This is a genomic window from Winogradskyella poriferorum, from assembly GCF_050618035.1.
GTDB lineage: Bacteria > Bacteroidota > Bacteroidia > Flavobacteriales > Flavobacteriaceae > Winogradskyella > Winogradskyella poriferorum_A.
This window is the reverse complement of the sequence record NZ_JBODPY010000001.1, coordinates 325,656-352,651: the sequence shown is the minus strand read 5'-3', so window position 1 is coordinate 352,651 and position 26,996 is coordinate 325,656. Positions and strand designations below refer to the sequence as shown.

General features: G+C 33.8%; 28 protein-coding genes. 26 read left to right on the top strand and 2 right to left on the bottom strand.

Annotated features, from left to right (window positions below):
* Positions 1-1,092: a glycosyltransferase gene (locus tag ACRHOC_RS01480; protein ID WP_431156729.1), complete on the bottom strand. Its 1,092-nt coding sequence runs from the start codon at positions 1,090-1,092 to the stop codon at positions 1-3.
* Positions 1,093-1,139: 47 nt separating this feature from the next.
* Positions 1,140-2,108, bottom strand: coding sequence for a lysylphosphatidylglycerol synthase domain-containing protein (locus ACRHOC_RS01475; RefSeq protein WP_431156728.1), 969 nt, complete (start codon positions 2,106-2,108; stop codon positions 1,140-1,142).
* A gap of 19 nt (positions 2,109-2,127) precedes the next feature.
* Between ACRHOC_RS01475 and ACRHOC_RS01470 the strand changes: the two genes are divergently transcribed.
* The 26 genes from ACRHOC_RS01470 to ACRHOC_RS01345 all read left to right on the top strand — a co-directional run bounded on the left by ACRHOC_RS01470 (position 2,128) and on the right by ACRHOC_RS01345 (position 26,954).
* Positions 2,128-2,772 carry a cell envelope biogenesis protein OmpA gene (locus ACRHOC_RS01470; RefSeq protein ID WP_431156727.1) on the top strand — a complete coding sequence of 215 codons (645 nt, stop codon included), beginning with the start codon at positions 2,128-2,130 and terminating at the stop codon, positions 2,770-2,772.
* Between the two features lie 4 nt (positions 2,773-2,776).
* Positions 2,777-3,331 (top strand): crossover junction endodeoxyribonuclease RuvC, encoded by a 555-nt coding sequence (ruvC, locus tag ACRHOC_RS01465; RefSeq protein WP_431156726.1) that lies wholly within the window; start codon positions 2,777-2,779, stop codon positions 3,329-3,331.
* Position 3,332: 1 nt separating this feature from the next.
* Positions 3,333-4,466, top strand: a complete 1,134-nt coding sequence (hemW, locus tag ACRHOC_RS01460) for a radical SAM family heme chaperone HemW (protein WP_431156725.1) — start codon at positions 3,333-3,335, stop codon at positions 4,464-4,466.
* Positions 4,463-5,215, top strand: a complete 753-nt coding sequence (locus ACRHOC_RS01455; protein WP_431156724.1) for a cyclase family protein — start codon at positions 4,463-4,465, stop codon at positions 5,213-5,215. Before hemW ends, ACRHOC_RS01455 begins: the two co-directional genes overlap by 4 nt.
* 41 nt (positions 5,216-5,256) lie before the next feature.
* A complete protein-coding gene (locus ACRHOC_RS01450; protein ID WP_431156723.1) occupies positions 5,257-5,865 on the top strand; it encodes a DUF4230 domain-containing protein in 609 nt (202 codons plus the stop codon).
* Positions 5,862-6,224, top strand: a complete 363-nt coding sequence (locus ACRHOC_RS01445) for an MmcQ/YjbR family DNA-binding protein (protein WP_431156722.1) — start codon at positions 5,862-5,864, stop codon at positions 6,222-6,224. The genes ACRHOC_RS01450 and ACRHOC_RS01445 overlap by 4 nt, the downstream gene beginning before the upstream one ends.
* A 136-nt stretch (positions 6,225-6,360) precedes the next feature.
* Positions 6,361-6,777 (top strand): response regulator, encoded by a 417-nt coding sequence (locus ACRHOC_RS01440; protein WP_431156721.1) that lies wholly within the window; start codon positions 6,361-6,363, stop codon positions 6,775-6,777.
* Entirely contained in the window at positions 6,774-7,313 is a 540-nt protein-coding gene (locus ACRHOC_RS01435; RefSeq protein ID WP_431156720.1) for a heme NO-binding domain-containing protein, read from the top strand. The genes ACRHOC_RS01440 and ACRHOC_RS01435 overlap by 4 nt, the downstream gene beginning before the upstream one ends.
* Positions 7,314-7,316: 3 nt before the next feature.
* Positions 7,317-8,132, top strand: coding sequence for a PAS domain-containing protein (locus ACRHOC_RS01430; RefSeq protein WP_431156719.1), 816 nt, complete (start codon positions 7,317-7,319; stop codon positions 8,130-8,132).
* A gap of 1 nt (position 8,133) precedes the next feature.
* On the top strand, positions 8,134-9,414 hold the full coding sequence (locus ACRHOC_RS01425) for a GAF domain-containing sensor histidine kinase (protein WP_431156718.1): 1,281 nt from the start codon (positions 8,134-8,136) through the stop codon (positions 9,412-9,414).
* Positions 9,415-9,417: 3 nt separating this feature from the next.
* On the top strand, positions 9,418-9,735 hold the full coding sequence (locus ACRHOC_RS01420) for an Hpt domain-containing protein (protein ID WP_431156717.1): 318 nt from the start codon (positions 9,418-9,420) through the stop codon (positions 9,733-9,735).
* A 9-nt stretch (positions 9,736-9,744) separates the two neighbouring features.
* Positions 9,745-10,458 (top strand): LytR/AlgR family response regulator transcription factor, encoded by a 714-nt coding sequence (locus ACRHOC_RS01415; RefSeq protein ID WP_431156716.1) that lies wholly within the window; start codon positions 9,745-9,747, stop codon positions 10,456-10,458.
* A gap of 583 nt (positions 10,459-11,041) precedes the next feature.
* The gene (locus tag ACRHOC_RS01410) at positions 11,042-11,983 is read left to right on the top strand and encodes a UDP-glucuronic acid decarboxylase family protein (RefSeq protein ID WP_431156715.1); all 942 of its coding nucleotides are present in this window, start codon (positions 11,042-11,044) and stop codon (positions 11,981-11,983) included.
* A gap of 15 nt (positions 11,984-11,998) precedes the next feature.
* Entirely contained in the window at positions 11,999-12,385 is a 387-nt protein-coding gene (locus ACRHOC_RS01405; RefSeq protein ID WP_431156714.1) for a response regulator, read from the top strand.
* A 27-nt stretch (positions 12,386-12,412) separates the two neighbouring features.
* Positions 12,413-13,594, top strand: a complete 1,182-nt coding sequence (locus ACRHOC_RS01400; RefSeq protein ID WP_431156713.1) for a sugar transferase — start codon at positions 12,413-12,415, stop codon at positions 13,592-13,594.
* Between the two features lie 214 nt (positions 13,595-13,808).
* The gene (locus ACRHOC_RS01395; protein WP_431156712.1) at positions 13,809-14,543 is read left to right on the top strand and encodes a TolC family protein; all 735 of its coding nucleotides are present in this window, start codon (positions 13,809-13,811) and stop codon (positions 14,541-14,543) included.
* Between the two features lie 18 nt (positions 14,544-14,561).
* Complete coding sequence (locus ACRHOC_RS01390; RefSeq protein WP_431156711.1) at positions 14,562-16,886, top strand: hypothetical protein; 2,325 nt, start codon at positions 14,562-14,564, stop codon at positions 16,884-16,886.
* A gap of 1 nt (position 16,887) precedes the next feature.
* Positions 16,888-18,255 (top strand): oligosaccharide flippase family protein, encoded by a 1,368-nt coding sequence (locus tag ACRHOC_RS01385; RefSeq protein ID WP_431156710.1) that lies wholly within the window; start codon positions 16,888-16,890, stop codon positions 18,253-18,255.
* A gap of 245 nt (positions 18,256-18,500) precedes the next feature.
* Positions 18,501-19,973 carry an O-antigen ligase family protein gene (locus ACRHOC_RS01380; RefSeq protein ID WP_431156709.1) on the top strand — a complete coding sequence of 491 codons (1,473 nt, stop codon included), beginning with the start codon at positions 18,501-18,503 and terminating at the stop codon, positions 19,971-19,973.
* A 12-nt stretch (positions 19,974-19,985) separates the two neighbouring features.
* A complete protein-coding gene (locus tag ACRHOC_RS01375) occupies positions 19,986-20,945 on the top strand; it encodes a phosphoribosyltransferase family protein (protein ID WP_431156708.1) in 960 nt (319 codons plus the stop codon).
* A 33-nt stretch (positions 20,946-20,978) separates the two neighbouring features.
* Positions 20,979-22,202: a glycosyltransferase gene (locus ACRHOC_RS01370; RefSeq protein ID WP_431156707.1), complete on the top strand. Its 1,224-nt coding sequence runs from the start codon at positions 20,979-20,981 to the stop codon at positions 22,200-22,202.
* Positions 22,199-23,353: a glycosyltransferase family 4 protein gene (locus tag ACRHOC_RS01365; protein WP_431156706.1), complete on the top strand. Its 1,155-nt coding sequence runs from the start codon at positions 22,199-22,201 to the stop codon at positions 23,351-23,353. The genes ACRHOC_RS01370 and ACRHOC_RS01365 overlap by 4 nt, the downstream gene beginning before the upstream one ends.
* 2 nt (positions 23,354-23,355) lie before the next feature.
* Entirely contained in the window at positions 23,356-24,564 is a 1,209-nt protein-coding gene (locus ACRHOC_RS01360) for a glycosyltransferase (protein WP_431156705.1), read from the top strand.
* Positions 24,564-25,184: an acyltransferase gene (locus ACRHOC_RS01355; RefSeq protein ID WP_431156704.1), complete on the top strand. Its 621-nt coding sequence runs from the start codon at positions 24,564-24,566 to the stop codon at positions 25,182-25,184. Before ACRHOC_RS01360 ends, ACRHOC_RS01355 begins: the two co-directional genes overlap by 1 nt.
* Positions 25,185-25,312: 128 nt before the next feature.
* Entirely contained in the window at positions 25,313-26,509 is a 1,197-nt protein-coding gene (locus ACRHOC_RS01350; protein WP_431156703.1) for a glycosyltransferase, read from the top strand.
* A gap of 28 nt (positions 26,510-26,537) precedes the next feature.
* Complete coding sequence (locus tag ACRHOC_RS01345; RefSeq protein WP_431156702.1) at positions 26,538-26,954, top strand: hypothetical protein; 417 nt, start codon at positions 26,538-26,540, stop codon at positions 26,952-26,954.
* The last annotated feature ends 42 nt before the right edge of the window (positions 26,955-26,996 follow it).

Genomic DNA, 26,996 nt, shown 5'->3' with positions numbered 1-26,996 from the left:
TTACTTTTTAAAGGTTCTGCCTTTCCAACGATAGGGCAAAATGATACTTAAGAAGACAATAAGGACACTAAAAACCGGATATAGAATACCAGAAAATAGAAAATATAAAAGCGCATTTTCTTGGTTAAAGAATCTCGAAGCTTTAAATTCCATTAGAAAATCGATTCCTAACTTTATTATAATTAAAGCAAATCCAATTCTCAAACTCATCATATTTAATAATATCAACGGTAAAATTGCGATCATACTTAGGTTGGCTAGAAAAACGATTAGCCCAACAAGTTTTGTGAACCATTCGCCATAATTACTTGTTTTCGATGCCCATCGTATGCGTTGCGATATTACACTTTTTAAGTTTACTTCACCTCGAGTGGAAACAATAGCTTTATTGCATTTTAAATAATGGACTTGGTCATTACTGTAGTTTAAAAATTTTTCTAGTAAAAATAGATCGTCACCACTTGCGATATCATTATTGCCCTTATAACCTTCACAGTCTAAAAACACCGACTTTTGATATGAGAAATTGGCACCATTGCACATTAAAGGTTTTTTCATTCCAAAACTACCAATTGTAGAACCTTGTAATCCCAGAACTTCCAATAATTGAAATTTATTTAGAAAGGATGGTTCATTAATTAGTGTCACAGGTCCAACAATTGAAATCGAGTCAGAACTCTGAATTTTTTCATCAAATGCATCTAACCAGTAAGGTGGAAGCATACAGTCTGCGTCGGTTGTTATAATCCAACCATTTGAAGCTTTATTTACACCAAATGTAATAGCATCTTTCTTTGGGGAATTTGAAAATCGAACATTAGATAAGACTTTTATGTTAAGTCCTAGATTAGGGTCAAGATTTTCAAGATAGTTTTGAATGACCTCTACAGAATTATCATTAGAATCATCATTGATTAGCAAAACTTCAAAAAGCGAGGTTGGATACTTTAATTCAGTTATGGACTTTAATAACACTAATAAGTTATTGGCTTCATTTCTAAAAGGAATGATAATGGAAAACTTAGTAGAAGCCTTTAAGTCTGTTAATTTAAAATCCTCGACTTGGTCAAAACCATAAACCAGATAGCTCATTAACACAAGGTAAATTAGAGTAGTGATTATTAAAATACCCTCGAGACTCATATTTCTGAATTTGGGAGTTTAAAATTGAGCACAAAATAACTGCCAAATACACTTGGGATAACAAAATTGAGTAACCACATTGTTGTAGTTATGGATAATATGGTAAGTTCATTAACACCTAAAAAGCTGAATAAGAAAACAGCAACACTACCTTTAACGACAACATCAAAGAATGAAATCGTTGGGATAATAGAGGCTAATAAGTACATGCTACAAATAACAATCATAGCGTCAAAATACCCTAATTCTACTCCGAAAATCATTAACAAGAAATAAAATTGATATGAGAATATAGCATATCTAATAATGGAAAGACTAAAGGTAGTAGTATGAATAGTGTTAGGTATTCTCTTTAAAAATGAAGTGATATCTCTTAATCCATATCCCTTTATTCTAAATTTTTTATGCGTAATACCAAAAATCGATAATGTTCCGATTACAAGAAATATAAAGACAAAACGTGTTAAACGATAGTAGTTAATTTCAACATCATAACTCTGTAGAAAAAGATAAAACCCTATAATACCAAGGACTGTTGTCACGGTCATTTGAGAAATATTGCCCCAAAGATTGAGTAGTATAATCTTTCCTTTAAGACCACCTGAGTAATACATAGCTTTAGCACCATAATCTCCTATTCTGTTTGGTGTGATTAACGATGCTGTATGGCCACCTAGACTTTGTTCAAAAGCCTCTTTCAGGGAAATTTTCTTAATGGACTTAACCAGATTTTGCCATTTGATTATTTCAAAAAACCAGTTAAAAATGGTCAAAATGATCAAAAAAATGATGTTTTTGGGCGAAAATGGGTCATTTTCTATTAAAAATGAGATATAATTACTAAAGAGTAAATTTTCGTTTTTTACGAGTTTGGTATAAATAAAAAATCCCGCACCAACTACAATACTTAATTTGATAAGTACAAAGAAGAATTGCTTAGTTTTGTAAGGCAGGTCATAAAACATATCGCAAAATAACTTAAAATTGAAGATTCCACTCCACAATAAATATTATATCCTCCTTTTTCTATTGGTTTTTGTGGGCCAACTTGGTCATGCACAATTAAGAGAGTCGAGTAAATGGAAAGCACTGGTGGCAGTGGGATTTAATAGCCCAAGCTCAGGTGGATTTGTAGAAGGTAGCGCTGCTCAATCTCTTAACTTTCCAACTGTAAATCTTGGTATTCAGCATATGTTTAAAAGAGATTATGGTGTGAAACTAGATTATGGTTTCAACAGATTTAAAAATGAAGACAATGCACCAGAATTTAAGGCAAATTATTCTCGAGTTAATGCACAGTTTGTTTATGATCCAACGCATGTATTGGGATTTTTGCCTCAGCGTTTAAGTACAGTCTTACATGCTGGGCCAGGAATTACATTTGTAAAACCTTTGGGAACTTTGGGTGATAATAAACAGACCTATTTAAATGTATTAGGTGGATTAGAGATTCATTATGCTATAAATCAAAAGGTTGCAATATATACTGATATTGCTTATATCCCAGGTGTGACATCATTAGATGATTATAACCCAGCAATTAATGGTTTAGGCGCGTTTAATGGCGATTTATTTAATGTAACTTTTGGGTTGTCGATTGCTTTAAGTGGTTGTCAGTATTGTGATTGAAAAAATGGGAAAGGAAAAAATTATTTTGGGGATTGATCCAGGAACCACGATAATGGGTTTTGGATTAATAAAAGTAGTCGGAAAATCAATGCAGTTTATGCAACTTAATGAGCTCCACCTTAAAAAGTATGACGATCACTACCTAAAGCTTAAGCTCATTTTTGAACGTACTGTAGAGTTAATTGATACGTATCACCCAGATGAAATCGCTATTGAAGCACCCTTCTTTGGTAAAAATGTTCAAAGTATGCTAAAGTTAGGAAGGGCTCAGGGTGTTGCAATGGCTGCAGGCTTATCACGTGAGGTTCCAATTACGGAATATTCACCCAAAAAAATAAAGATGGCAATTACTGGTAATGGAAATGCCAGTAAGGAGCAAGTTGCAAAAATGCTTCAAAGTGTTTTGCAGTTAAAGACCTTACCAAAAAACTTGGATTCTACTGATGGATTGGCTGCTGCCGTTTGTCATTTTTACAATCAAGGTAGAGTCGATGTAGGGAAAAGCTATACAGGCTGGTCCGCTTTTGTAAAGCTGAATGGTGATAGAGTGAAGAAATGATATGGCTGGTATTTATATCCATATTCCATTTTGTAAGCAAGCTTGTTATTACTGTGATTTTCATTTTTCAACTTCATTAAAGAAAAAAGAAGACTTGTTATTAGCTCTAGTTAAGGAGTTAGAGCTTCGTAAAGATGAGTTTAAAGGCACATGCGTTGAAACCATATACTTTGGTGGCGGTACGCCATCCCTTTTAACCCATAATGAGTTAACCAATATTATCAATGCCATTTATGCTAATTACGAAGTCGTTGAAAACCCAGAAATTACACTAGAGGCTAATCCCGATGATTTATCTCACGACAGCATAAAGGTACTATCTAATAGTCCCATTAATCGTCTCAGTATTGGGATACAATCTTTCTTTGATACGGATTTAAAATTGATGAATCGCGCTCATAATGCTAAAGAAGCTAAAGAAACCTTGGCAATAGCCACTAAATATTTTAAGAATATATCGGTTGATTTAATTTATGGAATACCTGGCACTACTAATGAACAATGGATCAAAAATATTGAGATTGCCTTAAGTTTTGAAGTGCCACATATATCGAGTTACGCCTTAACGGTTGAACCTAAAACGGCCCTAGCCTCTTTTATTGAAAAAGGAATAATTGATAATGTAGATGACGACCAAGCACACGAACAATTTCATTTGCTTAAGGAAAAGTTGGAGGACCATGGGTTCATACATTATGAGCTATCAAATTTTGGAAAGGAAGGTTTCTTCAGTAAAAATAATTCTGCTTATTGGCAGGGTAAACCATATCTTGGAATTGGGCCATCTGCGCATTCTTTTAATGGCACTCAACGTGGCTGGAATATACGCAATAATACAAAATACATAAAGGCATTACAACAAAATGAGTTGCCTATAGAATTAGAAACGCTGACCAAAACAGATCGCTATAACGAGTACATTATGACAGGTTTGCGCACAATTTGGGGTGTCTCTTTTAAAAAGATTGAAACCGATTTTGGTACCGTCTATAAAGATTACTTAATTGAGCAGGCCAATGTTTTTATAAATCAACATTTGTTGTATATTGATAATGAACATTTAAGAGTAACAAAGAAGGGGCAATTTTTAAGTGATGGAATTGCTTCAGAACTATTTAAGTTGAATTTAGGGTGATTGCAACAATACAATACAATTCTAGAAAATTAAGGACTGATTTATCAAAGCCACTCGATATTTCAATACCTATAAAAGCCAGTGATAAAAACGTCAATGCATGGTATATTGGACCACCTAAAATTGCACCAGAAGTTTTTGATGGCGATGTTATAAGTGTAGCAGAAGGTGCATCGGTAAACTTTAATACCATAACTTTTAATCCACACTCGCATGGTACACATACCGAAACGGTTTGGCATATCATAGAGGATAAATATTCTATAAATAAGTATTTAGATCAATTTTTCTTTCTCGCTGAGGTGATCAGTGTAGCACCAGAGAAAAAAGGGGAGGATTACGTGATTTCTGCAAAACAGTTACAATTTGCAATTGGGAATAAAAAGCGAGATGCTATTGTGATTAGAACCTTACCCAATACTAGCGATAAAAAATCAAGACAATATTCCAATACCAATTGGACTTATTTTGAAGAGGATGCCATTAAGCTTCTAGTGAAGAAAGGGGTGAAACACTTACTGATTGATTTACCGAGTGTAGATCGAGAAGAAGATGGTGGAGAACTTAGAGGACACCATGCGTTTTGGAACACCAGAGGCAAAATACGATCAGATGCTACCATTACAGAGTTTATCTATGTATCCAATAAAATTGAAGATGGCACCTATTTTTTAAACCTTCAAATTGCTCCATTTGTCAATGATGCTTCGCCGAGTAAACCTATTTTATTTAAAATTCTAGATTCTTAATTGTGACGGTCTGGGTCATCAAGGTGTCCTAAATATACATTATGGAAACATTTTTTATAATTATTATAAGCATATTAGTCACCTTAGGTATTGTCACCGTTTATAGACAATGGCAAACCAAGAAGGCCACTAATGCACAGTCCTTAATATTATTGGACAAGGTGAAGCGTGTGTGCAAATTTATTACAGTAGAGGGCGATTTTGCCGAAATCTATCACTATGAAGATGTTAAGGAGAAATTTTTAAAATTAATATCTAGTAAAAAGAAAGCCCTTGTTGTTATTAATGCAAAAGCACATGTAGGATTTGATTTAGGGAAAGTACAAATGAGTTCAAATCCAAAAACCAAAACTGTGGTGCTATCTCATTTTCCGCAACCAGAAATCTTATCTATAGAGAGTAATATTAATTATTACGATAAGAAAGATGGGATGTTTAATAAGTTTGACGCTTCGGATCTAACAGAACTTCATGCTAAAGCAAAGGAACATATTAAAGATAAAATACCAGAAAGTGGTCTATATAATGTGGCAAAGCAAGAGGCATTAGAGGCCATAAATCTTATTGAGAACTTAGTAGAAACTATTGGCTGGAAACTGGACTATACGGCACTTAAAACTGAAGAAAAAGACCATAAGCTTCTAGAATGAATATAGAAGATTTCAGAAATTATTGTATGGCCAAAAAGGAGGTGACAGAACATTTTCCTTTTGATGACGATGTTTTGGTATTTAAGGTTTGTAATAAAATGTTCGCCTTGGCTTCACTCTCAAAATGGGAAAAAGGAGAAGGCTTTATAAATCTTAAGTGCGATCCAGAATATGCACAAGAACTAAGAGCAGACTATGATAGTATTAAGCCTGGTTATCATATGCATAAACAACAATGGAACAGTGTTTATTTCCATGAAGGTGAACTTACTCACAAGCTTATAACTGAGCTCATAGACCATTCTTACGATGTGGTGGTAAAGGGATTGCCTAAAAAAGTGAAGGAAAGTTTAAAATAGCAAAAAACCAATTGTCGATATTTATACACGATTCATCTACATTTAAATTCAGCCGAACGAAACCAATATACATTTCTAAAGTGCAATTGCTAACTTGCAATAGCTAATATAGTATGGAAGAGTTCAAGAAAGTATTATGAAGAATTTAAATATTTTATTAATTGAAGATGATTTGATTGAGGTGATGAAGTTGAGTAGAGCGACCAGTTCACTTCAATTAAATCATAATATAGTCAAAGCTAGCAACGGCGAGGAGGCTTTAAAATTACTTGAGGATAAAACTTACTTACCGAATATAATTTTGTTAGACCTCAATATGCCTAAAATTAGCGGGATTGAGTTTTTAAAGATTCTGAAATCACATGATCAATTACGACATATCCCAACTATTGTACTTACCACGTCTAGCAATCAACACGATTTATTAGAATGTTATAAAATGGGTATTGCAGGTTATGTACTAAAACCTTTAAAATATGAGGATTATGTTTCGAAAATTGAGAAATTATTGTCATATTGGTGTATTAATGAATTAATAGAAGGGAAACAATGAAAGGTGTAATATTTACAGAATTTTTAGAGTTGGTAGAAGAAAAGTTTGGATTGGCTATGGTGGATAAGATCATAAGTCAATCAGAACTGAATTCTGGTGGTGTCTATACATCTGTAGGAACTTATGAGTTTTCTGAGATGTTACAGCTCCTTTCTCATCTAAGCAATAACACAGATATTTCTGTTGACGATTTGCTTATGGTGTATTCAGAGCATTTGTTCGCGGTGTTATTAAAATCTTATCCAGATTTAGTCAGTCACTATAAAAATCCTATGGATTTACTAGCCTCAATAGAGAACCATATCCATGTTGAGGTTCAAAAGATTTATCCTGATGCACAACTACCCACCTTCGACTTAGAAGAACGTACCGACGACAAAATGGTAATGACCTATAAATCAGATAAAGCCTTGTATATGCTTGGTAAGGGTTTAATGCTAGAAACCTTTAAACTTTTTAAAGTACCTGTAGATATAGACTTTGAAAAGCTCAATGGTGAAGGCACTGAAGTGCGATTTTTCATCACTAAGAGGTAATGAATGAGTCAAAAGGAATTAAATATACTAAAACGAGCACTGGCTCGTGAAAAATCGTCGAGGAAAGCAGCTGAGGAAATTCTAGAAGCTAAGTCAGCCGAACTTTATGAGTTAAATCAGAAACTTGAAGCTTCCTATGCGGAATTAACCTCTTTATACAATAAAACCACTTCTGAATTACAAGGCATTTTCGAAAATATTGTCGATGCCTATGTTATTATGGATATTAATGGAAATGTCTTAAAGTTTAATGAAGCCGCAACAGAGTTATTTGGTTATGATATCGATAAAGAACCTGTTAATGTAATGAAACTTATATACAAAGACGACTATGAATATGCCATGGCCTCTTTTTTGGAGTTACTTACCAAAGGCTTTTTTAAAAACTACGAAGCAAGAGTTTATACAAAATCCAAGGAGGTAAAATGGGTACATATAAATGCTAGTTTGGTCTTTGACAAAAATGATGTGGTTATCGCCGCTCAAGGTATTGTTACAGACATTACAGAGAAGAAAAGAATTAGTCAGGTTGTAGAAGAACAAAAAAGCCAACTAGATACTATAGTCCAAAATTCGTCAATTGGAATTGTACTAGCGCAAGAAGGAAAAATTCTAAGGACAAACACGTCAATTCAAAGTACACTTGGTTATTCGGAGAAGGAGCTTTCAGAACTCACCATTGCAGATATAAGCTTTGGGGAAGATTTTCCCGAGTCTAAAGCTTATCTCGAAAAATTGGATTCGGGAGAGTTAGATAATTTTATAGTCGAAAAACGCTATCGCAAAAAAAAATGGCTCCGTCCTTTGGGCAAAAACTAATGTGAGTGCGGTTAGAGATCAAGAAGGCAATGTTAAGTACCAAGTTGCCTTAATTGAAGATGTAACCATGGAACGAGAACAGTCATTGATTATAGAATTGATTAATGATGTTGCAAAAGCTCTTTTAGGTAAAATGGATATCTATGAGATTGCTTGGGAGATTACCTATAATATTGCCCAGTACTTAGACTCAAAAGATTGTGTTATTTATCTGGTAAATCATAAAGAAAAAAATCTTGAACAAATCGCAGCATATGGTTCAAAGCTTAACAGCCATAAACAAATTGAAAATAAAATTGTTTTACCAATTGGAGAAGGTATTGTGGGAAGTGTTGCTAAAACTGGCAAGCCAGAACTTATTGGCGATACGAGCAAAGACCACCGATATATTGTTGATGATGACCGCCGATTTTCCGAAATATCAGTCCCTATTTTAAGCGATGGTAAAGTTATTGGGATCATAGATTCTGAACACCATTCTAAAAATTATTTCACAAAGGAACATTTAAGAGTGCTTGAGAATATTGCAAGCCTAGTTGCCATGCAATTAAAAAGTGCGTTAAATTTGAGAGAGCGCAAAAAAGCTGAGACTAAAAATATCTTACTTCTCGAAGCTTTAGAGAAAAGTAACAATGAGTTGCAGGAATACGCACATATTGTTTCTCATGATTTAAAATCTCCTTTAAGAAGTATTGATGCCTTAGTGCAGTGGATTAAGGAGGATAACAAAGGCGATTTTGATGAAGCAACCAACCAGAATTTTGAACTCATCGAGATGACCTTAGAAAAAATGGAACAACTGATTTCTGATGTTCTTCTGTATTCAAGTATCAGTTCGGACACTAAAAATCAAACCAATGTTGACCTTAACAAGCTTATTAAAGATCTGAAGCAAATTCTCTATGTTCCTGATCATATCAGTATAACTATTAACAATAAACTTCCAACTGTTTTAGGTGACAAAACTAAACTGCAACAATTATTTCAAAATCTTATTAGTAACGCCATAAAATTTATTGATAAAGACATTGGATTAATTGAGATTGATGTTGAGGAGCAGAAATCGTACTACCAATTTTCTATTAAGGATAACGGTTTAGGTATAGATAAAGAGTATCACGAGAAAATCTTCAAGATATTTCACGCTTTAAATAAGAATAAAGAATCAACCGGTATTGGCTTATCAATCGTTAAAAAGATTGTGGATTTGTACAAGGGTGAGGTTTGGTTAACATCAATACCCAACGAAGGCACTACATTTTTCTTCACCTTAAAAAAATAAACCATGGAGCAGCCTAATTTATCCTATATAAAAAGCATGTCTGGTGGTGATAAGGACTTTGAGCAAAAACTGATTGGCATTATTCAAAAGGAACTTCCTCAAGAGAAAGCTATTTACTTCAAAAATATTGCTGATAATAATTTTAGAGAAGCTGCTGCAAATGTACACAAACTTAAACATAAAATTAGTATTTTAGGACTCGTAAACAGTTATGAATCTGCCGTTAAATATGAGCATAACCTCTTGGAAGGCAGTAAAGAAGGGCAAGTTAATTTTGATGCTACTTTAGAAAACATGACTAATTTTTTAAAGACCTTATAAAGCTATTTTATGAATTGTATTATTATTGACGACGAAGCTACTGCTAGAGCTATTATCTCACAACTATGTAGTAATGTACCAAGCTTAACTGTTTTAGATGAGTTTCCAAATGCGATTCAGGCTATAAAGTATCTTAACCAGAATGAAGTAGATCTTATATTTTTGGATATACACATGCCAGATTTTACAGGCTTCGATTTTATTGAGACCATTAACAATCCACCTAAAATTGTTTTAACAACATCTGATGCTAATTTCGCCATTCAAGCGTTTGAATATGATTGTATTGTTGATTATTTGGTAAAACCAATAGGACTGGAACGTTTTGCTAAGGCTATCGAAAAAGCAAAATTGACTCCGGTTTCTGTATCCCCAAATGCAGGTGGATCTGCATCCTTAGAGACCACTTCAGGGAATGACTTGTATGTTAATATAGCTAGAAGATTAATCAAAATCGATTTTCCAAGTATTTATTTGGTTGAAGCCAAAGGCGATTACATTTTGATTAAAACCGAGGATAAAAACTACACCGTACATTCTACACTAAAGAAAATAGAAGAAAAATTACCAGACAATCTTTTTTTGAAGGTCCACCGGTCATACATAATAAATATCAATAAGATTGTGGATATAGAAGATAATAGTGTACTTATAAAAAGGGATGTTATTCCCGTGAGTCGTTCTAACCGACCAGAATTGATGAAGCGATTAAATTTGCTTTAAAAACCATTCATCGATAAAAGCTGTCCAACCAGCTATAGATAAGTTTCAATAATCGAAATTAATTCGTGTTATATATGTAGCTGGTGTATATTTAAGTGTATAATATCAAAGTATTTTTTTGATTATTGATTAATAGCAATGGAAGGCTGTAAACAAGATACAGCCTTTTTTTATTTATTATATAATCAAAAAACCATTCATCGACACTTACTATTTATTCAACGTCAGATTTCAGCAATAAGTCTAATATTAATTTTATCAAATTACATTCAAGTTACATTTGAGTGGAATTCATAACACATGATGACCCTTAATTAATGGCTAAAGGCATAAGATATTCTTATGCCTTTTTTGTTTGATATGTTTTTCGTTAAGTGCAAGATCAATGTAAAAGGGATGTACTCATTTGAAAAAACCTTATAAATAGATTGTCTGGTAATTTTTCTTGTGGATTACTTTATTAAAAACCAAACTATCAATTGATTTTGTCCATTGGCCTACACTTAATGTTTCTCTGTCGAAATATGACGCACTAAAAGTCATTTCACCTCTAAGTTTGCTTTAGAAATAAAACCCAATAACCATGAACAAGCAAAGAATATTAGTAACAGGAGGAGCAGGATTTGTTGGCTCACATCTTTGCGAAAGACTGTTGTCAGAAGGACATGAAGTATATTGTTTAGATAATTATTTTACTGGACAAAAAGCGAATATCCTTCACTTAACCAAACATCCATATTTTGAGTTAATTCGTCACGATGTTATTAACCCTTATTTAATAGAAGTAGATGAAATCTACAATTTGGCCTGCCCTGCTTCGCCTGTTCATTATCAATACAATCCCATAAAAACTATAAAGACATCAGTAATGGGTGCCATTAATATGCTCGGATTGGCAAAACGAGTTAATGCTAAAATTTTACAAGCGTCAACCAGTGAAGTTTATGGCAATCCGATGGTACATCCGCAACCAGAATCTTACTGGGGAAATGTAAACCCTGTAGGAAAACGTTCTTGCTATGATGAAGGTAAACGTGCCGCAGAGACCTTGTTCAGAGATTACCATGCTCAGAATAATGTAAAGATTAAAATCGTGAGGATTTTTAACACTTACGGACCAAGAATGCATCCAAATGATGGAAGGGTAGTTTCAAACTTTATAGTTCAGGCGTTGCAAAACCAAGATATTACTGTATACGGTAAAGGTGAGCAAACGAGAAGCTTCCAATATATAGATGACTTAGTAGAAGGTATGGTGAGAACTATGGGAACAGACGATGCATTTACAGGGCCCGTTAATATCGGTAACCCAGATGAGTTTAAGATCATTGAACTTGCAGAGAAGGTTATTCAGCTAACCAATTCAAAATCTAAAATAGTTTATCAACCATTGCCAAGTGATGATCCTTTAATGAGACAACCAGATATAGCATTGGCAAAAAATGAATTAGACTGGGAGCCAAATGTAAAGTTAGACGAAGGTTTAGAGAAAACAATTGCCTTTTTTAAACAAGTTATAAAGTAGTAAAATTTTAAAGTGATGAAAAAAAAGATATTAATTATAGACGATGAGTTAACAATGACAACTCTACTGGAGTTTTTCTTATCAAATAAATACAACGTTAAGGCAGTTAACTCAGGAGCGGAAGCAGAAGCTTGGCTAGAAAAGAATTTACCCGATTTAATAATCAGCGATATTCAAATGGATGAGATGGACGGTTTTACACTCTTACAAAACATAAGACTAAGAGGCTATACTAAACATACACCAATTATAATGTTGTCTAGTAAATCGCAAAGCAAGGAGCGTATAAAATCTTATAAATTAGGTGCACAAGACTATTTGACTAAGCCATTTAATCCAGAAGAATTAGATGAAGTTGTGAAGAAGAATTTATACCCTATTCATTATAGCAATGCTTGGTAAATAAGCCCCCAAAAACTTTTGAAAAACATGAAATCACTTTACATAGGGAACGATACCCAAAGCATAGAATGGAGTACTGAAGATATTGAAAATTTGGTGGTGTACTGCAATAATGGCTTAGAAGCATTAGACGTTCTAAAAACCGATAAAGATATAACGGTTATCATCTGTGAATATAAATTACTAGGTGATAATGGTATGCATTTATATAACAAACTAAAAAATGAAAAGACTTTATCAACAATTCCGTTTATTTTGCTGCTAGAAGAGCATAACGCTAAAATTTATAAAGAAGCCTTTGAAAGAGGTGTAGATGATTATTTTGTGGTTGGGTCTACAAGTATAGAGGAAATTTTAATTAGGGCCGAGCAATTAACTAAATCTCGTGAGGTTTTAAGTTCATCAGGTGTATTTCCAGGGCCTATAAAATATAAGTTTCCGTTGTCAAAGCGAATCTTTGATATTGTTATAGCTTCCTTGGTATTAGTCATGCTTTTACCGTTATTATTGTTAACCATTATAGCTATTCGGTTAGAATCAAAAGGAAAGGTATATTACATCGCCAAGCGTGTTGGCAGAAAAACATTTGACTTCTATAAATTAAGGTCAATGCGTGTAGGATCTGATAAGCTATTAAAGCAATTGGCTAAGGATAAAAACCAATATAATAATTCTCAAGCCCAAGCCGAACTTCATGCAGGAGAATGTCCAAGATGTAGCAAGTTGCATGCCGGTGAATATTGTTCGCCAGTAAAATATGACGAGGAAAAAAAGATTTGCGATCATTGGTATACGCTACTAAAATTAAAAGAGCAAAACAACAATTCTAGCTTTATTAAAATTGTTGAAGACCCAAGAATTACTAAGATTGGTAAAATCATAAGAAATACAAGTATTGATGAATTACCACAGCTTATCAATGTTATAAAAGGCGATATGTCACTAGTAGGTAATCGTCCCTTACCGGTATATGAAGCAGAGTTGCTTACACAAGATCAGATGTCTAAACGCTTCTTGGCACCTGCAGGTATTACAGGGCTATGGCAAGTAGAATTACGAGGAAAGGGAGGTGATATGTCCCAAGATGAGCGTATTGCTCTAGATAATCGTTACGCTGATTATTTTGCAGGAAATAAATATTCGCTTTGGTTCGATTTAAAGATTCTTTTAAGAACAATTCCTGCATTATTTCAAAAGAGTACAGTATAGTTTATCATGGTTGGTTTTTAGCCGCTATGCCCATACGTTGGGATAGTGGCTTTTTTGTGCTTAAGTATTTGTGAAATAGGCAAAATGCTTAGTCAACATACATCTTCAATTCGTCTATACTTAGTGTTTATCCATCGAAATATAAGAGAATTCACTCTAGTGCAATTGTAAGTTTGTGTTCTAGAAACAGTATAACAAATACAAAACTAGAGCCATGAAACATTTTTCTAAAATAGTAATTACGCTAATTGTCAATGTAATGGTAAGTACGTTTAATTACGCTCAAGATACAACTACAGATACTGAAGCCCAAGATGCATTTAAACTATTAATACCAGAACTAGAAGTGTTGATTGATTCAGCTTTAGTAAACAACGGAATGCTTGGTTACAGAAAAAATGAAATCGAAGTAAAGCAAGCAAATCTTAAGGCAAAGCGTAGAAATTGGACACGAAATTTCGGAATCCAAGCAGATACCCGATATGGTACATTCGATAATTTCTCAAATAACATTAGTGGTCCTAATACAGTAACCTTAGCGAGTACATCGATACAGACTAACTATGGGGTAGGCTTATACTTAAAAATTCCTGTATTCGATATTTTCAATAGAAAGTCTGATATAAAACAAGCAAAAGCAGAAATATCCCAAGCCAAAAGCTTGGTGGAATTTCAAGAATATGAAATTAGAGAAACAGTAATTAGATATTACGAAGACTTAATTCTAAAGGAAAACTTGCTCGAAATTCAAGCAATAAACCTGAGCGATGCTAAAGTAAACAAGGAAATGGCAAAAAAGGAGTTTACCAATGGACAAATGGAAATATATGAGTACATAAGAATATCTGATATCACAGCTGGTGTAGCAACAGAATTTGAAAAAGCAAAGTCAAACTTGCTTTTAGCTAAAAAGCTATTAGAGAATTACACGGGTGTAAAAATCAATTAATTTTTTAAGCACGAAACGATGAAACCTACTGATTTTATAAAACTGATATTAAAGCATAAGACGATTCTTATAGTGGTGCCATTGATTTTTGGGGTATTAGCGGTGTTGCTTACGGCAAACCCAAAGAGAAACTACTATTCAGAAACCATACTTTACACAGGCATAGCCTCGGGATCGTCCATAGAAATGGATAAGACCTTTAATTATCTAGCCGCTAATAATGCATTTGATAACCTTATCAACATCATTAAATCTAGAGATACACAAGAAGAAGTGGCGATAAGATTATTGAGTAGACATTTGTCCTTAAAGAAGCCTAACCATAAGTTTATTTCAGAAGAAGTTTTTGACGAATTACAGGAGATTCTACCAAAGGATATTAAAGCCCATTTGTCTAATCAAACAAGTCTAGACAAAGACGGCAATTTAGATTATGAAGCTACAGTGGCATATTTAACGGAAGTAATGCACAGTGACAATTCTAATTTTGTGTATTCACTACTTAGTTATGATCACCCGTATTATTCTATTGAGGCCATTTCAAAAGTAAAAATAGAGCGTATCTCCTCGAGTGACTTAGTGAAACTGAGTTACGAAATAGATGACCCGGGTATTTGTCAACAAACACTAAAAATCTATATAGAGGTATGTACTAAGATGTATAAGGACCTAAAAGAAAATGGGTCTGATGCTGTTGTAAAATACTTCGAAAAACAACTGATGTTGTCAGAAACGAAATTGAAGGCGATAGAGCAGAAGATGCTAAGATTCAATCAAGATAATAACATTATAAATTACTATGAGCAAAGTAAAGCGGTTGCAATCGTAAAAGAAGACATGGAAGTGACCTATAAAAAGAATATGGCTCAACTAGCGGGTACACAGGCTTCTGCGCAACGTTTAGAAGAAAAAATGGCGATACAAGAGCTTATTCAAGAAAAGAATAATGCTATTGTGAAAAGTAAAAAGAAATTAGGAGAGCTTAATTATAAAATAGGAATGTACGCCGCCAAATCTAATGGCGATGAGCGTTCTACACAAAATATAGAGCAATTAAAAAAACAGGCTAAAGCACTTCAGAAAGAAATAAAAACTAATGTGGACGAATTGTATTCGTTCCAAAATTCAACAGATGGTGTACCTATTAAAAAAGTATTGCCAGATTGGGTGGATAAAGTTGTAGAGACCGAAGATTTAAAAGCTAAACTCTCGGTAATGGATGCGCAGAATAAAGCCATAGAAAAACAATTTGCAACGTATGCGCCGGCTGGTGCTAATTTAAAGCGAATAGAACGGGAAATAGAAGTGGCAGAACAAGAATACCTTGAGATTTTGCATGGTCTAAACCTTGCTAAGCTTAAGTTTCAAGACACACAACTGTCTAGCAATTTAACTGCAGTAGATCCACCGTTTTATCCATTAAAACCTATTCCGTCTAAGCGAAAAATTATCATAATAGCAATAGTCCTTATTACTGGTATAATAATACTTGCTACCATTTTACTTATGGAATTTTTTGATGATTCTCTGAAGAACGAAGAAAAAGCAAAAGAGAAATTAGAAATCCCATCCATGGGAATGCTTCCTAAGCTTTTTAGAGCAAAATCGCATTTAAATTTAGTAAGAATGCAAGATCGTTTGATGGATTTTGTAATGCAGAATTTAGATAGAACATTCAAAGCGCAAAATATTACTAAGACTCCAAAAATAATCACTGTTTTTAGCACTAGAAATAATGAAGGTAAAAGCGTTATTGCTACTAATATCGCTATAAAGTTAAAGGCGTCAGGGCATTCCGTGATGGTGTTCAACCATTCGGATGAAGATAAATCTAAGACTAGTATTTCCAGATCGGCCTGGTTATATAAATTCTTTGGGTATCAAGATCCACGAATAGATTATGGCCATCCGTTTTTATCTCCTGCAAATGATAATTTAAGTACTTGTGAATACAAGATATATAATATGGACGAATCTTATAAAGGAGTTAAGGATTATCAAGAATTTATGGTCAATTTTTCAGAAGATAACAATGGGAGTTTAGACTATATTTTGATCGAATTACCAAATTTGCTTGAGTTTAGCTACCCTTCAGAATTAATAGCAAATTCAGATTTAGCATTAATGGTTTGTCGTTCTAATAGATTATGGTCTAAAGCAGATGATAACATTCTAGATAATTTAAAAGCAATTGCGAGCGAAAAATTACAGTTTATTATTAACGGTGTTGAGATTATGGAAGTTGAAACTGTTTTGGGCGAGTTGCCAAAGAAGCGTTCTAAGACGAGAACTAGATTAAAGAATATGTTCAGTTTTCAGTTCTACACGAATAACCATATTTAAGATGAAGAAGCTGTTCAATAAAGTAATCAGAGAAGATAATTTCTTGTCTTTATCAGGAAACCTAATTATCGCCCTATTGGGTTTTGGCGGTTTTGCTTTGTTGGCAAGAAGTTTAGAGACACAAGAATTTGCTCAATGGGTACTATTTATTTCTGGAGGATCACTTGTTGAAATGCTTCGTTATGGAATTACCAATAATGGACTGGTAAGATTTCTTTCGGGAGCCACAGAAAAGAATAGGGACCAGTTAATAGGCGCTAATGTTCTTATCAGCTTATTAGCAACTTTGATCATAGCCATGTTATTGCTTAGTGTTAAAGTAGTTTTTGGTGATGTTATTAATACATCATCATATGTGGTCTTTTTTAGCTGGTATCCAGTTCTGGCATTTGTAAACCTTCCGTTTAACAATGCGCTTGTAGTACAACAGGCAAAGATGAGGTACGATAAAATATTAATCATTAAAGCATTAAATAGTGGGCTGTTCTTTGGTTTTTTAGTGGTCAATACTTTTGTTTTAAAGTGTTCTGTCTTAGAGATTACCTTAGTGTTTTTGGGTGTAAATACATTGACTTCTTTGGTTTGTATAAGTCAATCCTGGGATGGTTTAAGCCTCATCAGAAAAGCAACTAAAAAAACACTAAAAACCTTATTGAACTTTGGAAAGTACAGCACGTTCACACTTATTGGAACTAACTTATTACGCAATGCAGATATTTTAATTATTAGCATAAGTCCTTTTGGCAGTAATGCTGTGGCCTTGTTCAGTATCCCGCTAAAGCTTACTGAGATCCAACAAATTCCTTTGCGAAGTTTCACGGCTACAGCTTTTCCAAAAATGTCAAAAGCGAGTTTAGAGGGAAAAACAGATAATGTAAGAGCACTATTTAACACTTATTCTGGTGCATTAACCTATTTGTTCTTTGCCGTGTCCATAGGAACCTTTGTTTTTGCAGAAGCATTTGTAATTCTAATCTCTGGATATCAATATTTAGATACCGCGGTAACAGGTATAGATATTGTAGCTATCGTGAGAATATTATCGGTTTATGGGCTATTACTTCCTATAGATAGAATGACTGGAATTGGTTTGGACAGTATCAATAGACCTAATATCAATGCTTTAAAAGTGTCCATAATGTTAGGCGCTAATATTATTGGGGATTTGGTAGCCATATATGTATTTAAGTCCATTGAAATGGTTGCTGTCTCAACACTTGTCTTTACAACTGTTGGAATTATAGTTGGGGCTTATTTTCTAAATAAGACGTTTCGTGTTTCGCTTTTCGAAATCTTTAAGAGCGGTCATAAATTTTACAAAAACCTTTGGCTTCAATCAAAACAGTTGACCAAAGGATTTCAGGTTTAACTAGATGAAGATAAATAGTATTTTATTGTGAAGCGACGATCTGAGGTTGTGGCTTTGCGTTTTGGTTGAATACATGGGCTATGGGGCATACACTAAAAAATATAGTAGAATTTCTTTATCAATATTAGTTTTCTTTTCGTCTACGCTTAATGTTCATCCGTCGAAATCTAGCCTACATCACTCGGTTTAGATTCTATGTTTGTAATGTAAAACAAATCAATAAGTTAAGTTTTACAGAATAAACAATGAACATAATTAAAAATCATATTAACCCTTTTGAAAATAACTCAGGTTCAATGCGAATTACCAACCTCAATACTGCAATAATACTTATTGCAGTATTGAGTGTTTTGGGAATAGTAATCGTTAAAGCTGAGGTTATAGGGGTTGCACTTTGTGTGAGTTTGTTTTTTGTTGCAGTCTTGGTTTATGCCATATTCAAAGACCCAAAAATCGGAATTTATATTCTTATCATTTTAGGCTTTTTTGCTATAGGGGCTTCGCGATATGTCCAAGCACCATGGGGATTAACTATAGACGCCTTATTAGTGCTAATCTATATCGCCTTATTCTTTAAATCATTTGCAACAAAACTACCATGGCTAAAAGCGAAGTCTAGCTTGACTATAGTGGTAAGCTTATGGATGGTTTATGTGTTATTACAATTAGGAAATCCAGAAGTGATCAGTATGGAGGCTTGGTTTTATGCAATGCGCGGTGTAGGACTCTATCAGGTTTTGGCAATTCCATTGTTATTTATATTATTTAGTAAGCAAAAAGATTTAAATAACTTTTTTATAATTTGGGGAATTCTTTCGATTATAGGAACTTTAAAGGGCTTACAACAATTTCAATTTGGAGTTGATCCTTTTGAACAGCGTTGGTTAGAGTTGGGTGGTGCAGAAACACATGTCCTTTTCGGGAAGTTAAGGATTTTCTCATTTTATTCAGACGCTGGTCAATTTGGTGCCTCTCAGGCACATGCAGGTGTTGTGTTTGGGATTTTAGCTTTATTCAAAAAAACAAGTATTAAGCTTAGAGTATTTTTTTTTAGCGTAGCATTAGCAGGTTTTCTAGGTATGGTTATTTCAGGAACTAGAGGTGCTCTTGCTGTGCCAGCTATTGGCGGGTTTTTGTTTTTAATTCTTAGCAAAAATTTCAAAATCCTTTTGCTTGGGGCTGTTTTGGGAATAGGGGTGTATGTTTTTTTTGCACACACAACAATTGGTCAGGGAAATGCAGAAATAAGAAGAATGCGCACCGCATTTGACCCTAATGAAGCATCGCTACAAGTACGTTTAGCTAACCAAAGAAAGCTAAAAGGTTATTTGGCTTCAAGACCTTTTGGGGGTGGTATAGGAGCCACAGGTAACTGGGGAAAACGTTTTACACCTCGTACTTTTTTGGCAAATACAGCGACTGATAGCTGGTATGTCATGGTCTGGGCAGATACAGGTGTGGTTGGATTAGTGTATTATTTATTTATGTTGTTTTTCATTCTTCTTTCAGGTGCTCGAAATATCATGTTCAAAATCAAGGATCATAATTTAAAAATCCAAATAACTGCAATTGCATGTGGGATGGCCGGTATAATGGCGGCCTCTTATGGTAATGGTGTTTTTGGACAAATGCCCACAGGGATACTCATGTACGCCACTATGGTTTTCATGTTTGTTTCTCCACAATTGGATAAAAGTAAAAGATTAAAAAGTGCATAAAATAATAGAGTCATGAATTATAGAAGTATTAACGATTTAAATGAAACCATATTAAGAAAACTTCATTTGATATCTAGAGACATAGATTTGGTGGTTGGTGTGCCAAGAAGTGGAATGCTACCTGCTAATCTATTAGCGCTATATCTTAATTTACCATATACGGATATCCATTCATTTATTAATGGCTTTGTGTATAAAGCGGGTGCTAGAAGACAATTTTTTGACAGTTCAGATTATAAGAATGTATTGGTCGTAGATGATAGTATTGCTAGTGGTTCTGCCTTGGCGGAGTGTAAGGAGAATTTAGCACACTTAAAATCAAAATTCAATTTTAAGTATGCAGTAGTTTATGCGGCACCGGGCAAGGAAAATCTTGTGAATTATGCCTTAGAAACAGTAGCTAATCCACGCTATTTTCAGTGGAACATCTTTAACCATTCTACTTTAGATAAAGCATGTTTTGATATTGATGGTGTATTATGTGCAGATCCAACTAAAGAACAGAATGACGATGGACCAAAGTATATCTCGTTTCTACTAAATGCGACACCATTGTATCTCCCAGGAAGTAAAATAGGAACATTAGTAACATCTCGATTAGAAAAATATAGAACTGAAACCGAAACTTGGTTAGAAAACCATAGGATAAAATACGATAGACTTGTGATGCTAGACCTGCCAAATATGAAAGCTAGGCAAAAAGCCAACTGTCATGGCATTCATAAAGCCAATGAATATAAAAAGAGCAAGTACAATCTATTTGTGGAAAGTAATTTAAAGCAAGCCCTAGAGATTAATAAGCTTACCAAGAAACCTGTGTTTTGTACAGAAAACTTTAAGATGATATACGACTCTCAGTCACTTGCCTATAATATTAAAAGTGGTAAATATTTACCCTTTGTAAGAGAAGTTGCTCTCAAAGTAAGAACAGTAATTAGCAAGTTTAAAAGAAGAGAACTAGCAGTTAAATAAAACTAATTATTCACTATTAGAAGAACTATCACCATGGAAACTATAACTCAGATATTTCAATATTTAGCGCAGGGCACAGAAATTGTCTTTGCTGTTTACTTCGTAGTATCATGTCTATATGTTTTAGTATTTGCTGCCGCAGGACACTTCTATAAAAAACGAAAGCAAAATACAGATAACGAGCTGAGCAAAATGGTAATATTTATTCCCGCCTACAAGGAGGATGCTGTTATTGTAGGTGTTGCAAAGAAAGCGTTGATACAACAATATCCATCAAGTTTTTTTGATGTTGTTGTTATTGCAGATTCATTACAGCCTACAACGCTAATAGAACTTCAAAAACTACCTATTAAAATAGTAGAAGTAAGCTTTGAAAATAGTACCAAAGCAAAAGCCTTAAATGCTGCTATGCATTATATGGATGACGATTATGAATATGCTATTATACTTGATGCGGATAACATTATGGAGTTTCATTTTTTAACGAAAATGAATACGGCATTTCAGAATGGTTTTCGTGTGGTACAAGGGCATAGAAAAGCAAAAAATCTAAATACGCCTTTTGCTATTTTAGATGCAGCTAGCGAAGAAATAAACAATCATATTTACAGAAGAGGGCATCGTGCTTTAGGATTATCTTCAGGATTGATTGGTTCAGGTATGGGTTTTGAATACAGAATATTTAAGGCCATTATGAAAAAGATTACGGCTATTGGGGGATTTGATAAAGAACTTGAGTTTGAGTTGGCTAAAAAGAACATCACCATAGAATATCTTCAAGATACTGTTGTTTTAGACGAGAAAGTTCAGAAGTCATCAGACTTTTCAAAACAACGAAGACGTTGGTTAGCAACTCAGTTTGTATATCTAAAAAGATATTACAGAACTGGATTAAGAGCGCTTTTTACAAGCGGTAATATAAACTTCTTTGATAAGGTTTTTCAGATGATAGTACCACCTAGAATTTTATTGCTTGGAATAACAGTTATAACTGCGCTAGTTTATTGCCTGTTAGATTTTGGATTAAATATTAAAACCTACGTATCTAGCTTTGTCTGGGGAGTAAATCTTGCGCTTTTGGTTGTAGCTTTTGTATTAGCACTTCCAATACCGTTTTACAATACCGCAACTTTGAAAGCAATGGCTTCAATGCCTTCTGCTTTTCTAAGGATGTTCTATCTCCTTTTTAACTTAAAGGGAGCTAATACTAAATTTATTCATACATCACACGGAGAAATTAAAAGCCAAGGAAAATGAGAATTGGTATAGAGGCACAGCGTTTATTTCGTCCGCAGAAACATGGTATGGACAGAGTTGCTCTTGAGTTAATCAAAAACTTACAAGTGTTAGACAAGGAGAATGAGTATTTCATCTTTGTAAAACCAGATGTAGATAACAAGGTCATCTCTAGTACTGATAATTTTCATATCGTTGAGATTGAAGGTGGCGCATATCCGATTTGGGAACAATTCAAACTGCCTAAATTGGCTAAAGCTCATAACTGTGATATTCTGCATTGTACTAGTAATACAGCGCCTTTGGCTTTGCAAATGCCATTAGTAACTACGCTCCATGATGTTATTTTTAAAGAAGGAAGTGTGCTAGAACAATTGACAAGTAGCGCTTCTTGGTATCAAAAAATAGGAAATCTCTATAGAAGATTAATTGTTAACAGCATCGTTAAGAAGAGCCAGAGGCTTATCACGGTTTCTAACTTTGAAAGACAAAATATTTCTAAAATTTATAAGTTAGATAGCAGCAAAATACAAACAGTACATAATGGTGTCAATGAGTCCTTTAAAGCTGTGGTTGATAACAAAGCAAGGGCAAAAGTTAAACAGAAATATAATCTTCCAGAACACTTTTTGTTGCATCTAGGCAATACAGACCCTAGAAAAAACACAGCACGTGTCTTAAAAGCCTTTTACATGTATATTTATGTGTATACAGAAGATTTAAAATTAGTTCTTGTTGGTCTTAATGAATCCAAACTAAGTACGATCTTAAAGTCTATTGATTTAGAAGAAGAGTTAAGCGATAAAATAATACTTACAGGGTATGTAGTAGACACAGACTTACCAATATTGTTTAGTCTGTCCGAGTTGTTTTTATTTCCTTCATTAAGAGAAGGTTTCGGGATTCCAATCATCGAAGCAATGGCATGTGGAACTCCTGTGATTACCTCAAATACATCCTCAATGCCCGAAGTTGCAGGTGATGCAGCTTGTCTGGTAAATCCAAATAGTACAGAAAATATTTATGAAGCTATAGCCAAAGTACGTTCGGATAAAAATTATAAAAATCAGCTTACTGAAAAGGGATTGGCAAGGTATACCAAATTTACCTGGGAAAATGCAGCAAGACAGGTCTTGGGAATTTATCAGACGTTTAACCATAACAATATTTAGAAATGACTGTAACAGGAAAAGATATAGTAATAGTAGGAATACAGCCTTGGGATATAAAAATTGGCAGTAACTGTAAAAACATTGCTGTGGAATTTGCTAAGTATAACAGGGTTCTTTATGTAAATCCACCATTAGACAGGATTACGAGGTATAGGCAAAAATATAAGCCGTCAATTCAAAAGCGAATTCATATTTCAAAAGGTCATCTTCCAGATATTCAAAAAATAGAATCAAACTTATGGAACCTTTATCCAAAGAGTGTCATTGAGTCTATAAATTGGATTAATTCTCACCAAATATTCAAACTTTTAAATAGGCGAAATGCAAAATTATTTTCGGAGAATATTACAGATGCAATCAATCGCTTAGGTTTTAAAAATATTTTATTGTTCAATGACAGTTCTATGTTTTTGGGACTTCACTTAAAAGAGTTTTTGCAACCAGAGCTATACACCTATTATATTAGAGACAACTTAGTTAAAGAGCCATATTGGAAAAAGCATGGTGAGCGTCTAGAGCCAGTTTTAATGGAAAATGCAGATGTCATTGTCAATAATTCAGAATACTATGTAGACTATAGCTCAAAATATAACAAGAATAGTATTATGGTAGGACAAGGGTGTGATGTGAGTATGTTTAGCGATGAAGATAATAGTATGGCCATTCCGGAGGAATTTAATACAATTCAAGGCCCTGTAATTGGCTACGTAGGGTCCCTAACTACATTGCGATTAGATATAGATTTATTAGAGTTTATAGCTGTTAAAAGATCGGATTGGAATATTGTTCTTGTTGGTCCTGAAGATGAAGCATTTAGATATTCGAATTTACATGAGTTAAAAAATGTACATTTTTTAGGTTACAAACCAGCAGACCAATTAGCCTCATACATTAAAGGCTTTCATGTTGCTATTAACCCTCAGGTTGTTAATGAAATTACTATAGGTAATTATCCTAGAAAAATAGACGAATATTTAGCTATGGGTAAACCAGTTGTAGCTACAGAAACAAAAGCAATGCAAATGTTTAAGGACTATGTTTACCTGGGAGAAACAAAAGAAGATTATGTGTCGCTTATTGATAAAGCTTTAACGGAGCATTCAAAAACTAAAGCAAAGGCACAGATAAAATTTGCTAATCAACACACTTGGAAAAATAGTGTTAATCATATTTACGCGGCCATGGAATCTACTTTAAAACAATTTCATTAATGGAATTTGTGTCTAAAATAAAATCGAACAGTAAATTAAAGCGATTGGCTCATTGGTCTATTTTAATCCCCAATCAAGCAAGACCTAGATTATGGATAAAATGGTTTGTAAACCCATTTGTTCATAAGAAAGGAAAAGGATCTGTTGTGAGAAGACACACTAGGATGGATGTGGTGCCCTGGAATAAATTCAGTCTTGGTCAAGCGTCAACCATTGAAGATTTCTCAGCAGTGAATAATGGTGTAGGTGACGTTATCATTGGGGATAGGACAAGAATAGGTTTAAGTAATACAATAATTGGACCGGTAAATATAGGGAATGATGTAAGACTAGCTCAGGGTGTGGTGATTTCTGGATTAAATCATAATTATAAGGACATTTATAGACCAATTCATGCACAGGGGTTTACCACTAAGCCCATTATCATTGAAGATGAATCTTGGATTGGGGCTAATGTTGTTATAGTGCCTGGCGTTACTATAGGTAAACATTCTATAGTTGCGGCAGGAAGTGTGGTTACAAAAGATATACCTAAATATACCTTGGTTGCGGGTAATCCTGCTAAAGTATTAAAGCAATATAATTTTGAAACACAAACTTGGGAGAAGGTAAAGTATTAAACCTTATCAAGACAGTAATTTGCCACCTATCGATACCAAATGGTGAACTATCTAAACTGTAAGTCTGACTAAAGAATTATTTATAAACACAGCAAAAAGCTAACTAATTTTACATTAAAATCATTTTTATGGATACTTTAAAAATACTATTCTGGATACTATTATTTATAATAGTTTATACATACATAGGCTATGGTATTTTGCTATATGCCATGGTAAAAATAAAGCGCTTATTTTCAAAAGATTGTAGTGCCAGTGTAGCTTTAAACGAGTTCCCAGAGGTCACTCTTATGATTCCTGCTTATAACGAGAGAAATTATGTGCGCCAGAAAATGGAAAATACAATGCATCTAAATTATCCGAAAGATAAACTGAAGGTCGTTTGGGTAACAGATGGTTCTAATGATGGGACAAACACACTACTTGAAACTTATGACAATGTGCAGCTTTTTCATAGCAACGAAAGAAAAGGTAAGATCAATGCCATGAACAGAGTGATGCCTCATGTAAAAACTCCTCTGGTTGTTTTTAGTGATGCTAATACAGATTTGGGAGAAGACTCCATTATGCATATTGTAAATTGTTTTAATGACAAAAAAGTGGGTTGTGTCTCAGGCGAGAAAAGAATAGTAAATAGAGATAGTGATGTAGCAGCAGGAGCAGGAGAGGGTTTGTATTGGAAGTACGAATCAAAATTGAAAAAGTGGGATGCAGAACTGTATTCTGCTGTAGGTGCAGCTGGAGAGTTATTTGCAATAAGAACTGAATTATACAACGAGGTAGAACCAGATACCATATTAGATGACTTTATCATTTCACTTAGGGTAGCTCAAAAAGGATACACCATTCAATATAATCCAGAAGCATATGCAATTGAAACTGCTTCAGCAAATGTAAAAGAGGAGTTAAAGCGTAAGATTAGAATTTCAGCAGGCGGGATTCAATCTGTAGTTAGACTCAGGTCACTATTAAATATCTTTAAATACGGCCTATTTTCATTTCAATACATTTCGCATCGTGTTTTACGCTGGACCATAACCCCTTTGTGTCTATTATTGATAATTCCTGTTTCTTTTTTAATTATATATCAAGACGGTCTTACAGGTTTTGGCTTTTATAATGTGTTTTTTTGGTTACAATTAATAATGTATTTAGGTGCCTTGCTAGGATGGTTATTAGAAAGTAATGCCACAAGTATCAAGGTGTTATTCATCCCCTACTACTTTTTTATAATGAATCTGTCAGTGGTTCTTGGGTTTATAAGGTTTATAGGGGATAATCAATCTGTGAATTGGGAACGTGCCAAAAGAGCTACTATCCGATAAAATTTAAACTTAACCTAAATTAAATGATATGAAAATTGGTGTGATAATAGTTTTTGGAGAGGATAATGATTGTATTCCTACAGATGATTTAATAAATCATATTAATGATAATTTTGAAATAGAATTTTGCTTGGTCAATAATATGAGTGATATAATTCAAGACGAGCTAATACAGATTTGTAATAATTGTGATAATGCAAATGTTATCTTTATAAGAAGAAAGAAATCCTTTAATTTTGCATTACGAGCTGGGACAAGATATTTATCAAGTATTTCAAATCTTAATCAGATAACATATATAAAAGCAATAAATAGCGAGGAAATAATAAAGGTAATGAGGGTATTGACGCATAGCCGAAATGAGATAATTGCTAAGATTATTGAGCAAAGAAGAACTGATAAGGTAAAGCCAACATTATTTCAATCATTATTATCAATATCCTAATTTTTAAGTCACAATTACCAATTAACGACACTTATTGACCAT

Bases quoted from the DNA above. Each gene is read 5' to 3' on its own strand.
- ACRHOC_RS01415 (WP_431156716.1), top strand. From the start codon at position 9,745: ATGAATTGTATTATTATTGACGACGAAGCTACTGCTAGAGCTATTATC.
- ACRHOC_RS01480 (WP_431156729.1), bottom strand. From the start codon at position 1,092: ATGAGCTATCTGGTTTATGGTTTTGACCAAGTCGAGGATTTTAAATTA.
- hemW (WP_431156725.1), top strand. From the start codon at position 3,333: ATGGCTGGTATTTATATCCATATTCCATTTTGTAAGCAAGCTTGTTAT.
- ACRHOC_RS01395 (WP_431156712.1), top strand. From the start codon at position 13,809: ATGAAACATTTTTCTAAAATAGTAATTACGCTAATTGTCAATGTAATG.
- ACRHOC_RS01375 (WP_431156708.1), top strand. From the start codon at position 19,986: ATGAATTATAGAAGTATTAACGATTTAAATGAAACCATATTAAGAAAA.
- ACRHOC_RS01365 (WP_431156706.1), top strand. From the start codon at position 22,199: ATGAGAATTGGTATAGAGGCACAGCGTTTATTTCGTCCGCAGAAACAT.
- ACRHOC_RS01405 (WP_431156714.1), top strand. From the start codon at position 11,999: ATGAAAAAAAAGATATTAATTATAGACGATGAGTTAACAATGACAACT.
- ACRHOC_RS01380 (WP_431156709.1), top strand. From the start codon at position 18,501: ATGAACATAATTAAAAATCATATTAACCCTTTTGAAAATAACTCAGGT.
- ACRHOC_RS01475 (WP_431156728.1), bottom strand. From the start codon at position 2,108: ATGTTTTATGACCTGCCTTACAAAACTAAGCAATTCTTCTTTGTACTT.
- ACRHOC_RS01450 (WP_431156723.1), top strand. From the start codon at position 5,257: ATGGAAACATTTTTTATAATTATTATAAGCATATTAGTCACCTTAGGT.
- ACRHOC_RS01360 (WP_431156705.1), top strand. From the start codon at position 23,356: ATGACTGTAACAGGAAAAGATATAGTAATAGTAGGAATACAGCCTTGG.
- ACRHOC_RS01385 (WP_431156710.1), top strand. From the start codon at position 16,888: ATGAAGAAGCTGTTCAATAAAGTAATCAGAGAAGATAATTTCTTGTCT.
- ACRHOC_RS01355 (WP_431156704.1), top strand. From the start codon at position 24,564: ATGGAATTTGTGTCTAAAATAAAATCGAACAGTAAATTAAAGCGATTG.
- ACRHOC_RS01430 (WP_431156719.1), top strand. From the start codon at position 7,317: ATGAGTCAAAAGGAATTAAATATACTAAAACGAGCACTGGCTCGTGAA.
- ACRHOC_RS01390 (WP_431156711.1), top strand. From the start codon at position 14,562: ATGAAACCTACTGATTTTATAAAACTGATATTAAAGCATAAGACGATT.
- ACRHOC_RS01435 (WP_431156720.1), top strand. From the start codon at position 6,774: ATGAAAGGTGTAATATTTACAGAATTTTTAGAGTTGGTAGAAGAAAAG.
- ACRHOC_RS01410 (WP_431156715.1), top strand. From the start codon at position 11,042: ATGAACAAGCAAAGAATATTAGTAACAGGAGGAGCAGGATTTGTTGGC.
- ACRHOC_RS01345 (WP_431156702.1), top strand. From the start codon at position 26,538: ATGAAAATTGGTGTGATAATAGTTTTTGGAGAGGATAATGATTGTATT.
- ACRHOC_RS01420 (WP_431156717.1), top strand. From the start codon at position 9,418: ATGGAGCAGCCTAATTTATCCTATATAAAAAGCATGTCTGGTGGTGAT.
- ACRHOC_RS01400 (WP_431156713.1), top strand. From the start codon at position 12,413: ATGAAATCACTTTACATAGGGAACGATACCCAAAGCATAGAATGGAGT.
- ACRHOC_RS01445 (WP_431156722.1), top strand. From the start codon at position 5,862: ATGAATATAGAAGATTTCAGAAATTATTGTATGGCCAAAAAGGAGGTG.
- ACRHOC_RS01440 (WP_431156721.1), top strand. From the start codon at position 6,361: ATGAAGAATTTAAATATTTTATTAATTGAAGATGATTTGATTGAGGTG.
- ACRHOC_RS01370 (WP_431156707.1), top strand. From the start codon at position 20,979: ATGGAAACTATAACTCAGATATTTCAATATTTAGCGCAGGGCACAGAA.
- ACRHOC_RS01350 (WP_431156703.1), top strand. From the start codon at position 25,313: ATGGATACTTTAAAAATACTATTCTGGATACTATTATTTATAATAGTT.
- ruvC (WP_431156726.1), top strand. From the start codon at position 2,777: ATGGGAAAGGAAAAAATTATTTTGGGGATTGATCCAGGAACCACGATA.